Annotated in this window: 7 protein-coding genes; 4 read left to right on the top strand and 3 right to left on the bottom strand. The window is 65.9% G+C overall.

What is annotated here, in order from left to right; translation table 11 throughout:
- Nucleotides 1–5: 5 nt before the first annotated feature.
- Together ACQCS0_RS14510 and ACQCS0_RS14505 are read right to left on the bottom strand one after the other, a co-directional pair.
- The gene (locus ACQCS0_RS14510) at nt 6–956 is read right to left on the bottom strand and encodes an ABC transporter substrate-binding protein (protein ID WP_354153468.1); all 951 of its coding nucleotides are present in this window, start codon (nt 954–956) and stop codon (nt 6–8) included.
- 305 nt (nt 957–1261) lie between these two features.
- Nucleotides 1262–1969 (bottom strand): 3'-5' exonuclease, encoded by a 708-nt coding sequence (locus ACQCS0_RS14505; RefSeq protein WP_354153469.1) that lies wholly within the window; start codon nt 1967–1969, stop codon nt 1262–1264.
- A gap of 63 nt (nt 1970–2032) precedes the next feature.
- Between ACQCS0_RS14505 and ACQCS0_RS14500 the strand changes: the two genes are divergently transcribed.
- From ACQCS0_RS14500 to ACQCS0_RS14490, 3 genes are all read left to right on the top strand, one after another.
- Nucleotides 2033–2449 (top strand): MGMT family protein, encoded by a 417-nt coding sequence (locus ACQCS0_RS14500; RefSeq protein ID WP_354153470.1) that lies wholly within the window; start codon nt 2033–2035, stop codon nt 2447–2449.
- 89 nt (nt 2450–2538) lie between these two features.
- Nucleotides 2539–5883 (top strand): ATP-dependent DNA helicase, encoded by a 3345-nt coding sequence (locus ACQCS0_RS14495; protein WP_354153780.1) that lies wholly within the window; start codon nt 2539–2541, stop codon nt 5881–5883.
- A complete protein-coding gene (locus ACQCS0_RS14490; RefSeq protein WP_354153471.1) occupies nt 5880–9407 on the top strand; it encodes an ATP-dependent DNA helicase in 3528 nt (1175 codons plus the stop codon). Before ACQCS0_RS14495 ends, ACQCS0_RS14490 begins: the two co-directional genes overlap by 4 nt.
- A gap of 38 nt (nt 9408–9445) precedes the next feature.
- Here ACQCS0_RS14490 and ACQCS0_RS14485 read toward each other — a convergent pair whose 3' ends face one another.
- On the bottom strand, nt 9446–10708 hold the full coding sequence (locus ACQCS0_RS14485) for a macrolide 2'-phosphotransferase (protein WP_426939804.1): 1263 nt from the start codon (nt 10706–10708) through the stop codon (nt 9446–9448).
- Between the two features lie 169 nt (nt 10709–10877).
- Between ACQCS0_RS14485 and nudC the strand changes: the two genes are divergently transcribed.
- On the top strand, nt 10878–11900 hold the full coding sequence (gene nudC, locus ACQCS0_RS14480; RefSeq protein ID WP_354153473.1) for an NAD(+) diphosphatase: 1023 nt from the start codon (nt 10878–10880) through the stop codon (nt 11898–11900).
- Nucleotides 11901–11934 lie beyond the last annotated feature (34 nt).

Below are 11934 nucleotides of genomic sequence, written 5' to 3'. Positions count from 1 at the left end.
GGTTTCTAGTTCGCAGCGACCTGGACGGCCTTGCTACCCGGCTTCCATCCCTCGGGGGTCTGCTCGGCAGCGGTCTTGCGGTCCGTGTACCACTGGGAAGTCTGCTTGGTCCAGGTGCCATCGGCAACGATCGCGTCCAGGGCAGAGTTCAGTGCTTCGAGGAGGGCCGGGTTGTCTTTGGCGACCGCGTAGGCAGTGAAGTTTTGCGTGTTGAGCTTCTTCTCGGCGATCTTCGTGCCGTCACCTTCCTTGACCTGGCCTGTGGCCTGCTGCGAGGGAGCCACCCAGGCATCCACCTGGCCACTCTTCAGACTGGCAAAGACAGTGTTGTAGTCGGGGAATGCAACCGGCTCAAGGTTCAGGGTGTTCTTGACGTAGTCTTCCTGCACACTGCCGCTGACGACGCCAATGCGCAGCCCGCTCTTGAGATCGGCAAACGTCTGGGCCTTGGCGTCTTCTTTGGTCACCAGAGCCATGTAGCCGAAGTCGTAACCGTTAGTGAAAGCAACGCTTTCGCGGCGGGCGTCCGTGGTGGAAATCGACGAGGACCCAACATCAAACTGTTTGTTCTTGACCTGGCTGAGAAGCGCTTGGAACTTCGTGGAGGCAAACTCGACCTTGAGCCCCAGCTTTTCGCCCATTGCACGCAGGAGTTCGTTGTCGTAACCGGTGAAGTTGCCCGACGGGTCAATAAAGATGTTGGGCGGAGCGTCAGAAAGCGTGCCTACGCGCAAGGTCCCGTCGGTGACAAGGCCCAGCTTGGTCTTGTCGATCTTGTCCAACGGCGTGACGTCGGCGGTGGTGTACTTGTCCAGCGTCTGCTGGTCGCTGCCGGCGAGGGCGTCGGTTGGCGTGCCGCTTGGCTGCGCTGTCCCCGAGCCGCAGGCGGCCAGCGAGACAGCAAGGGCAATCGCGACGGGAATGCTGGTCAGCCATTTCATGGCATTGGTCTTCATGGAAAGTCACTTTCATCAGAGTCATAAGTTCAACCGGGCCTAAGGCTGCGCGTGTGGCGCCGGGCGCCTTGTTCCCATCTGGTGGCCGGCCGGGGCGGGATTACCACTGAACTTAATCTTCTCATTTTAGGCTTTCGGCGCTTTCAGGAGAATAAAATCATGCTTGAAGGCGCTGTTGGCCGAATATACGAACGAATGTATTTGTTTCTAAACATCTGATGAATGAATGATGCCCTCGTAGCCGAATCCAAGGATTCCCATGAGGGCTGTCCGCGGTTCCCGCCTAATTGTGAGTTAGCTCTCAGCTAAAAGTCACCGCTGGCGTCTTCCGGGGGAAGGACAGGCCATTCGCCTTCAATCACCGCAGCGGGCTTGGTCTTGCGCAGGTAGTTCTGGAAGTCTGCGGCTTGGCTGACAGCCCAGTCCTTTTGCAGTTCGTGAAGCTGGCTGGCCGGCATCTTGAGCTTAGGGAACTTGATGGCCATGGCATCCAGCATCCGGAGCGTGGCCAAAGCATCCGCGGCCGACGTGTGGGCGTTGTCCAGCGTGATGCCGTATTCCTCACACAAAGCAGTCAACGTGCGCTTACCCTTGCGGTAACGGTCCACCTGTTTGTTCATGATGAACGGGTCCAGGACGGGGAAGCGGCTCAACTGCCGGACGCCGTAGCGGGCGGACTCCGCGGCCAGGACGGTGAAGTCGTAGCTGGCGTTGAAGGCAATGACAGGAATCCCGGCGTCGAAGAGGTCTTGCAGTACGATGGCGAGCTCTCCGGTGACCTCCTGGGCCGGGCGCCCCTCACGCCGGGCCTGCTCCGTGGTGATGCCGTGGACATCGCTGGCCTCGGCAGGGATTTCGACGCCGGGATCGGCCAGCCATTCGTGTTCGGTGATGACGTCCCCCTTGTGGTCCACCACGGTGACCGACGCCGTGACGATGCGCGCGGCACGCGAATTCCGTCCGGTGGTTTCGAGATCGAAGGCTGCGCGGGGAAGGGTGTTCCAGGAGGTCATGCTTCAACGCTACCGGCCAGCACCGACAGGATCCGCCAGCGCCACTGCCGGTACCCTTGGTGTATGCGGACAGAGTTCATCGAGACGGTGCTCTCGCTTGTCGAGCTGGTTCCAGCCGGAACAGCACTGGCCTATGGTGATGTGGCCGAGCTGCTGGGATCCGGCGGTCCCCGGCAGGTGGGCCACGCCATGAGCCACTACGGCAGCCAGGTCGCGTGGTGGCGCATTCTCAAAGCAAGCGGCCAGGGTCCGGAAGGCCACGAGGCCGAAGCGCTCCGCCGGTACCTGCAGGAGGGAACGCCGCTGCTCGGCAACTACGATGCCTTCCTGCGTACCGGCGAAGGCAATTGGCGGGTGGACCTGACTGCAGCACGCTGGGCCCCGGGTGAGGATGACTTCGACCGGATCGACGCCATGGCGGAGCAGCTGGAGCGGCGGCTGCATAGATTGTCGGTGGCTGATGATGAAATGACTGTGTGAGCGTAACAATCCCCGTAGTTGACCCCACCAAGTCCACACGCACATCTGCCAGGCCCGCTTCCGCGGCCGGGCGTGCCAACGGTACGGGCCTGCGTCTGCTGCCTCCGCGGCAGCTGCACGCCGACGTTCCGGCGTTGTCTTCGGACCAGCGTGATGCCGTCGACGTGCCTCACGGCTCCGGGCCGGTCCTGGTTCCCGGTGCACCAGGAACCGGAAAATCAACCGTCCTGATCGAAGCCGCGGTCCGTCGTGCCCTGCATGACGGCGTTGATCCGGAACGGATCCTCATTCTGGCACCCGGACGCCTAGCCGCCGATTCACTCCGCGACCGGTTCACCGCACGGCTGGACAGGAGCCTCAGCACCACGCCGGCCCGGACCTGGGCAGCCTATGCGTTTGACCTGATCCGGCGGGCAAAGGCTGAGGGAATCCTTCCGCTACCGCGCGCGCCGCGCCTCCTGTCCGGCCCGGAACAGGACCTCATCATCCGCGAACTCTTGGAGGGCCACCGGATGCCCGGCCTGGAACTTCCGTGGCCTGCCGACCTGGAAGCGGCACTAGAGACGCGGGGCTTCCGCCACGAGGTACGCCAACTCTTCGACCGGATCATCGAATCCGGCCGGACCGCCGGTGACCTGGAGGAGCTGGGCCGCCGGTGCGGCCGGCCGGACTGGATCGCCGCGGCGGCACTATACGCCGAGTACCGGGACGTCCTGGACCTGCGCATGCCGGAGGCCTTCGACCCCGCCGGCATCATCACAACGGCAAGGCAGATCTTCCAGGATGCGCCTGACTTCCTTGCCGCGGAACGCGATCGTCTCCAGCTGGTGCTGGTGGACGATGTGCAGGAGGCAAACCCTGCCGTTTTCGAACTGCTCGCCGACATCGCCGCCGGCAAGGACTGCTATATCGCCTTCTCCCCGGATACCGTCGTGCAGGGTTTCCGCGGGGCCAGGCCCGACCTGGTCGCTGAGCTGCCGCGCCTGCTTTCGACGGCAGCCGGCGTCATCGAGCGGCCGCTGTGGCACACCTATCGGCACGCCCCCGCCATCGCCGAAGCCTGGCTCGGCGTCGCGGGCCGGATCTCACAGCGTGCGGGCGGCCAGCTGGCAAGGCGGCTCAAGCAGCCCGAACGCCTAGCCGGAACCGCGCACGGGCCCACCGCCGTCGTCGAACCCCACCCGCAGTCCGCCGGCACGGTGGAAGCACACCTGGTGCCGTCCCCGGTCCACGAACTGCGGTACGTTGCCCAGCGCATCCTGGACCAGCACGTCAACCATGGCCGCGACCTGGCCGAGATCGCCGTGATCGTGCGTAACGGCGGCCAGCTCAGTGAGCTGCAGCGATACCTCACGGGCCAGGGGATCCCGGTACGCGTTCCGGTAGCCGAGTCCGCGGTCCGCGATGAGGTGGCCGTGCGCCCGCTGTTGGACGCCTACGCCATTGCGCTGGATCCGGAACTGCTGACCCCGGAAGCCGCCGTCGCGCTGCTGACGTCACGGATCGGGGGCGCCACATCAATTGAATTGCGCCGGCTACGCCAGTCGCTCAGGCGCGAAGAACTGCTGGGCGGCGGCGGACGGACCAGCGACGCACTGCTGGTTGAAGCATTATCGGAACCCGGGGCCTTGGGGACACTGGGCCTGGAAGGCCGTTCCGCGCGCCGGACCGCCCGCATGATCCAGGCCGGGCGGAGCGCCGCGGCCGAGCCTGGAGCCAACGCCGAGACCGTTCTCTGGGCCCTGTGGCACTCCACCGGACTGGCCAACGCGTGGACCGAATCCGCCCTCACCGGCGGTTCCCACGGCGCCCGCGCCGACCGGGACCTCGATGCCATGATGGCGCTTTTCCACACAGCCGAGCGCTACGTGGACCAGATGCCCGGCGCCGGGCCGGAGCAGTTCCTTGAGTACCTCCTGAACCAGGAGCTGCCGATGGATACCCTGGCCGCCCGGGCGCAGGTGGACGACGCCGTCGAGCTGATGACCCCGGCCAGTGCTGCCGGGCGGCAGTGGCCCGTGGTCATCGTGGCGGGGCTGCAGGAAGGCGTCTGGCCCAATACCCGGCTCCGCGGTGAGCTGCTGGGCAGCAGCCTGTACGCTGACGCCGTCGAGCACGGGGTCAGCTATGCATTGCAGCTGGACCCGCTGAGCCGGCTGCGGGAAATTCGTTACGACGAACTCCGAAGCTTCTCCACGGCCGTTTCCAGGGCGTGCGAGATCCTGATCTGCACCGCAGTTTCGTCCGAGGATGACCAGCCGTCGTCTTTCCTTGACTATGTGGCGCCGCTTGAGCCTGGCGCCGAGGGCCGGGGGTTCACCCCGGTGGAACGGCCCATGACTCTTCGCGCCCTGGTGGCAGAACTGCGCCAATACGCTCAGCTGGATGGAAGGTATGAGCCCGAGGCCGCCGAAGCCGCAAGGGTCCTGGCCGGACTTGCCGCCGTGGAACCGGCCGTCCCCGGAGCGCATCCGGACAGCTGGTGGGGCCTGCCGCCCCTGACGACGTCGGAGCCGGTTGTCCCGCCCGGAGGGACGGTTTACGTCTCGCCGTCGAAGGTGGAATCCGTGCAGAAATCACCGCTCGACTGGTTTGTGCAGGCGGCGGGGGGAGAAGCCGCCACCGACTTCGCCCGGAGTCTGGGCACGCTGGTGCACGCTATCGCGCAGGACCTGCCGGAGGCCTCCGGCGGCGAGTACGTCGCCGAGCTCATCCGCCGGTGGCCAACCCTGGGCATGAAGGACAACTGGGAAGGCAAACTCGACTTCCAACGTGCCGAAACAATGGTGCGCAAGCTCGCCCAGTACGTTCTGGTGATGCGGAGCGAGGGCCGGAGCCTGCTGGGCGTCGAGCAGGACTTTGCGGTCCGGCTGCCCGACGTTCCCCCGGCGGACGCCGGGCAGCACGATGCCCGGTCCGTCGAAGATTTGGCCGTCGGGACCGGCCTTCCCCGCGCCGCCGTGCTCCGCGGCCAGGTTGACCGTCTGGAGATGGACGGCGAAGGAAGGCTGGTCATTGTGGACCTCAAAACTGGTAAAAGGCAGCCTGGCAAGACAGAGTTGGCTCGCCATCCACAGTTGGGGGCCTACCAGGCAGCGGTCCTTGCGGGCGGTTTCGCGGATGTCCACGGTCTGCCCGGCCCAGCCGAACCCGACACGCTAGTGCCGGACTCATCACAGGGCTCCCCGGTGCCGGGCGGCGCCGTGCTGGCGCAGCTCGGAACAAGCACCAAGAGCCCCGGCGTCCAGCAACAGGATCCCCTGGAGGCCCAGGATAACTGGGCGCTGGACATGGTCACGGATGCGGCCGCCGTCATGTCCGGCAGCAGCTTCGAAGCCAGGCACGACCCGGCAAAGAGCAGCCACGGGGGGCACGGCTGCAGGCTACCTGAGGTCTGTCCGCTCTGTATCCGTGGAAAGCAGGTCACTGAATGAGCCAGCCCCAGGTGCCAACGCCACTGTTTACCCCGGAGCAGCTCTCCAGGCTGCTGGGCGAAAAGAATACGCCGACGCCCGAACAGTCCGCCATCATTTCCTCACCCCTGGCCCCCCGGCTGGTGATCGCGGGAGCGGGCTCCGGCAAGACCGCCACGATGGCCGACCGCGTGGTCTGGCTCGTCGCCAACGGCTGGGTCAGGCCAGAGGAAGTCTTGGGCGTGACCTTCACCAGGAAAGCAGCAGGCGAGCTGGCCACTCGGATCCGGGCTAAGCTGGCGGCACTGCAGCGGATCGCTGCCCAGGACACACGGCATGAAGTGTTCCCCGACGGGCTGCTCAGCAGCGATGCCCTTGAGCCCAAAGTGTCCACCTATCACTCATTTGCCAGCGGCATCGTTTCTGACTATGGGCTGCGGCTGGGCGTGGAACGCGACGTTGTGCTGCTTGGCGGGGCCCAGGCCTGGCAGCTCGCCAGCGAAGTGGTGGAAGCGTTCGACGGCGATTACAGCCACTTTAAGGCCGCCAAGTCCACACTGGTCAAGGCTGTCATCCAGCTCGCGGGGGAGTGCGCAGAGCACCTGCAGGAACCGGCCGACGTCGAGGCCTGGCTTCTGGCGCGGCTCGCCGAGTTCGAAGAACGTCCCTATGTGGCCGGAGCGAAAAAGAACGCCCCCCAGGCAGCCGGTGAACTCGCTGCGATGCTGCGCACGAGGGCCAGCGTGGCTGACATGGTGGGCCGCTACGCCATCGCTAAGAAGTCACGGGGAGCTTTGGACTTCGGCGACCTGGTGGCACTTGCGGCCCGTGTTGCCCGTGAGGTCCCCCTTGCAGCGGACATGGAACGCCAGCGCTACAAGGTGGTGCTCCTGGACGAGTTCCAGGACACATCGTATGCCCAGCTGGTTCTTTTTTCGCGGCTTTTCGGCGAGGGCCACGCGGTCACCGCTGTGGGAGACCCCAACCAGTCGATTTACGGCTTCCGTGGTGCTTCGGCAGGTCAGCTCTTCCACTTTGTCCGTGAGTTCCCGGTCCGCGTGGACGGGAACGACGGGCCGGGACGCTTCGTGCCCGCACCTACGTCCTACCTCACAACGGCGTGGCGCAACGGCCGGGCCATTTTGTCCGCCGCCAACATCATGTCCGAGGCCTTAGGGCGCGCCGAGGCCCAGAAGGCCCCTGCCGGCAGCGCTGCGGACAGCACCATTCCGTCGGGCACGGCTGACGCTGCAGCGAATGTGCCGCCCCTGCAGCCCAGCCCTTTCGCGGTGGAGGGGCGGGTGGTACTGGGCCGCTTCGGCACAGACCTCGACGAAGCCGCAGTCCTTGCCGGGGACGTCCTGAAGTACCGGATCACGGACTTTGAGCGGGAGCCTGACGGCACGCCGGTACCACCGGCACTCGCCGTCTTGTGCCGGCGACGTGCCCAGATGGAAACCCTCCGTCGGGAGTTCGAGGCGCGGGGGATTGCCTACGAAATCGTGGGGCTTGGCGGGCTGCTCGATACCCCTGAAATCGTTGACCTGGTGGCCACGCTCCGGGTGCTGGCCGATCCCGGACGCTCGGACTCTCTGATGCGCCTCCTGGCTGGCGCGCGCTGGCGGATCGGGCCGGCAGACCTGCTGGCCTTCCAAGACTGGTCCAGCCAGCTCGCACGCCGCCGCGGCCGCCCGGCCGGCGCTGCCACACCGGAGGACGGGCCCGCAGACGCGTCCGAGGAAACCGTTATCGAAAGCGACCTTATTGACGGCGCCAGCCTGGTCGAAGCGCTGGACTGGCTGCCACGAGAAGACTGGACCTCTTCCCACGGACGGTCGTTGACGGACCAGGCCCGCGACCGCCTCGGCAGGCTCTCTACGGAACTCAGGCAGCTGCGCGGCTATCTCGGGGACGACCTCACCACGCTGCTCGGTGAGGTGGAACGAGCCATGTTGCTCGACATCGAAGTGGCAGCGCGGCCGGGAACCAGCATCCACCAGGCCCGCCGAAACCTGGATGCCTTTCAGGACGCGGCAGCCGGCTTCCTGCGAACCTCGCACCGCGTGGACATCCTGGCGTTCCTGGCCTGGCTTGAAGCCGCCGCGGCCGAGGAAAACGGCCTAGAGGCTCCGCCGCCGGATATCAACCGCGAGGCTGTGCAGCTGCTGACTGTCCATGCGTCAAAGGGGCTGGAATGGGATGTCGTTTTTGTTCCGGGCCTCAACGCCGGTGCCTTCCCCAGCAACAAGGATTCCCGCTGGAGCAGCGGCGCGGCGGCACTGCCGTGGCCGCTGCGCGGGGACCGAACGGACCTGCCCCAATGGGATACCGACCAGCCGGACCAGAAGGGCTGGGTGGACGCCGAAAAGGACTTCAAATCAGCGGTCCAGGTCCACGGTGAGGGTGAGGAACGCCGCCTTGCCTATGTGGCCTACACCAGGGCAAAGCACGTCCTCTGGGTCTCCAGCGCAGCATGGGTGGGCTCCAGGGCAGGGCGTGCCGAGATGTCACCGTTCCTCGCTGAACTGGAACAGCTTGTCGGCTCCGGGCCTGACAGCGCTCCGGGAAGGGACACGGAAACGAACCCTGCCGTGGTGCACCCGGCGTCAGTGGACGAGGGCTCCCTGCCGGAGAAGAGCCCGCTGACTACCGAAACTGAGGTCGCCGGATGGCCCTATGACCCCCTCGAAGGCCCGGTGGACGCGCGGACCGGGGAGCGACTGCGGGTTGTTCCCGGCAGGCGGCAGGCCATGGAGAACGCCGCAGCGCGTGTCCGGGACGCTCTGGAGGCCTTGATTCCCGGGGACCCAGCGCCAATTCTGGAACATGCATCCGCCACGGAGTCAGGGTCAGGACTTCGGGGCAATGCGGCTGGCTGGGCGAGGGAAGCGGCCTTGCTGCTGGAACGGCGTTCGCGGCGCGCTTCCGGGCAGGACGTTCACCTGCCCGGCCACATCTCTGCGTCCACGCTGGTGGATCTTGGCGAGGACCCGGCGGGGGTAGTGGGCCGTCTGCGAAGGCCTGTTCCGCGTGAGCCCGGCATGTCCGCGCGGAAGGGGACGGCATTCCATGCCTGGGTTGAAGAGTACTTCGGCGCAGCCGGCATGCTGGATCTTGGTGAGGCCCCCGGCTCGGACGATCACATTGACGCCGCGTACGGCCTCGACACCATGGTGGCCACCTTCAAAGCCTCGGAATGGGCCGACCGGTCGCCGGCATTTGTCGAAGTGCCGGTGGAAACCCGTGTTGGCGACGTTGTGGTCCGTGGACGCATAGATGCTGTCTTCCAGGACGGGGACGGGAGGTGGGACCTGGTGGACTGGAAAACCGGACGCCGGCCCTCTGCCGCCCAGCTGAGGGCCAAATCGGTGCAGCTCGCCGCGTACCGGCTGGCTTGGTCCCGGCTCAAGGGCGTGGAGGTGGAGGACGTCAGGGCCGCCTTCTTCTACGTTGCGGACAACCAAGTGGTTCGGCTGCACGATCTGGGCACTGCCGAGGAGCTTGAACGAATCGTGACCGCCGCCCTGGATGTCAGCGTGCCCTGACGCCGGTGCTCCCTGAATTCACGAAGAGCTTCCGGGTGTCAGTGCTTCCTGACTTCGACGATGCTGATGGCCGCGGTGGACGTGTCCTCGGCAAGCGGACGTGCTGCCGGTTTGTCGTCAGGCTCGTCGTGGGCCGCTGCTTTGTCGGACGGGATGGGCTCGGCGGGGATTCGGCTGACTTCCACTGCGGGCGCCACTGAAACGGGCGTTGCGGGAACCGGCACCGCTGACAGGACGGGCACAGGGGCGACGGTCACGGCCGGAGCAGCGGCCTGACCGACCTGCTGGGACCTGCCCGCTGCCGCGGTGTGGGCAGCAGGGGACTGGGCGGCGTCGTCGGCCGGGGCATTCGGTGCGCGGAGCGGTTCGACACTGATGGCCTGACCGCCGTGCTCTTCGACATCGGCCGCGAGCGTTTCCAGCATGCCTTCGGCTTCGGCAACCATCCCGTCGTCGCCGGCCGCTATGCCCTTGACCAGGTATTGGGCCAACGCGAACTCGGCAGACAAGGCGGCCCGCCGGATCAGATGCGGGTCCGGGGCGTCGCGGCGGCTGCCGGTGTAACTTGCCAGAACGGCGTCCACGAAATCCTGTTCATTCGAGGCAACCAGCCAGGCAAAGTCGTCGGCGGGATCCCCGATACGAAGGTCCGTCCAACCCGCAACGGCCGTGACGCGGCCGCTTTCCACGAGCAGGTTGTCCTCGTGCAGGTCGCCGTGGACAACGCACGGGTTGAACCGCCATAGCGAAACGTCTTCGAGGGCATGCTCCCAGCGGAGCAGCAGCGACGCCGGAATTTTTCCGGTAGTGGCTGCCTGGTCAAGCTCGTTGAGCCGGCGCTGGCGGAATTCGTTGGCCGTATAGCTGGGCAGGTCCGCGTTGCTGACCAGGGAGTGCGGAAGATCATGGATGGCCGCCAGGGCTGTCCCGATTTCCCGGGCCAGCGTGGCGGGACCCGCGGTGAGTTCCTCAACACTTTGCGTGCTGCCGGCCAGATGGGAGTAGACAAAGGTGCTGAGGCTGCCCAGCCGGACGCCACCGGCCACCGTGGGCATTAGGAAGGGCAACTCTGCCCGGATGGCCGGTACGAATGCCCGGAGGACGAGGAACTCCGTTTCGAGCCTGGCGCTTGCTTCCGCATGCCGCGGGGACCTTACCCGCCACTGCTTGCCCTCCGAATCCAGCAGCAGCGCGGAGTCGAAATCCGCGGGATCGTCCGCAGCGGAGCTAACGGCGGTAGGGGTCAGCCCGGGGACTGCCGCGGTTGCCACGGCTGCCAGTTCGATCGGTTTTCTTCTCACCGTTCCACGGTAGATTGAGTGGCGTCCAAGACAACGATGTGCGGCGGCGAGTCTCCAGATATGCTGCAAAAGTCGGTCTCGGCGCACCGCGTGGAGGCCCACAGCACATGTCCTTGCCGAATGGCCCCGCCGAATGTAAATTGTCAGCCCGAGTCAGTACGGTGGACACATGAGTCATGCGGAGTCCGCTATACCGGCCTACCAGCCGCAGTCAGTCCAGCTGCCGGCCAACCACCTGTTCGATACCGTGCTGCCGGTCCTCCCTGCTGCCGTTGACCGAGGCTCCGCTGACCGCGTCCGGCCAGGCATGGTTGAGGAATTGCTGGACAGCGAGCATACTCGGGCAGTGGTCCTGGCCGGGCGGCAGGCCCTGGTACAAGGCAACCAGCTCTTGCTGCCCGCAGCCGCCCAATTGCTCGCTGACCTGCGGGACCGCGGCTCAGCCCCGGAGCAGGTCATCTATCTCGGCGCAGCGTTGGACGGCTCGGATCTTGCCGCCGGCACCGAAGTGGTCCTCGTTATCCTTTCCGCACCTGCCGAGCCCGGTGCTGCGGGAATCCCGGATGATGCGCAGTGGGCTGGCTTCCGCGACATCGCTGCCGTCCTAAACCCCACTGACACGGCGTTGTTCGTGGAAGCCAGCGCCATCGCCAACTGGCATGCCGGCCATACGCATTGCCCCCGTTGCGGGGCCCGTACCGCAGTGGAGGCCGGCGGCTGGGTCCGCCGCTGCCCCGTGGACAGCTCGGAACACTACCCCCGCACGGATCCGGCCATCATCGTCACAGTTGTAGGGCCGGACGGACGGCTGCTGCTAGGTGGCGGCGGGCCGGTTGACGCCAAGAACTACTCCACGCTGGCCGGATTCGTCGAACCAGGCGAATCCCTGGAACAGGCTGTCGTCAGGGAAATCCACGAAGAAGTGGGCGTCCGGGTCACGGGATGCCAGTACTTGGGCTCGCAGTCGTGGCCGTTCCCGGCCTCCCTTATGCTTGGATTTACCGCCATCACCGAAGACGCCGTGGCAAAGCCCGACGGCGTGGAGGTAACCCGTGCGCGCTGGTTCAGCCGGGCAGAACTCCAGGACGCCGTGCTTACAGGTGAAATCACCATCTCCAGCCGGCTGTCCATTGCACGCTCGCTGATTGAGCACTGGTATGGCGGCCGGATCATGGACCGCCCGGACACCTAAGACCCGGACCAGGCATCACCCTTGGCCAGACGCC

The sequence above is a fragment of the Pseudarthrobacter sp. S6 genome (assembly GCF_050156575.1).
Classification (GTDB): Bacteria; Actinomycetota; Actinomycetes; order Actinomycetales; family Micrococcaceae; genus Arthrobacter.
Note: the sequence above shows the minus strand (reverse complement) of the source record. Positions and strands in the feature narration are given on the sequence as shown.

Bases quoted from the DNA above. Each gene is read 5' to 3' on its own strand.
- ACQCS0_RS14510 (WP_354153468.1), bottom strand. From the start codon at position 956: ATGAAGACCAATGCCATGAAATGGCTGACCAGCATTCCCGTCGCGATT.
- ACQCS0_RS14505 (WP_354153469.1), bottom strand. From the start codon at position 1,969: ATGACCTCCTGGAACACCCTTCCCCGCGCAGCCTTCGATCTCGAAACC.
- ACQCS0_RS14500 (WP_354153470.1), top strand. From the start codon at position 2,033: ATGCGGACAGAGTTCATCGAGACGGTGCTCTCGCTTGTCGAGCTGGTT.
- ACQCS0_RS14490 (WP_354153471.1), top strand. From the start codon at position 5,880: ATGAGCCAGCCCCAGGTGCCAACGCCACTGTTTACCCCGGAGCAGCTC.
- nudC (WP_354153473.1), top strand. From the start codon at position 10,878: ATGAGTCATGCGGAGTCCGCTATACCGGCCTACCAGCCGCAGTCAGTC.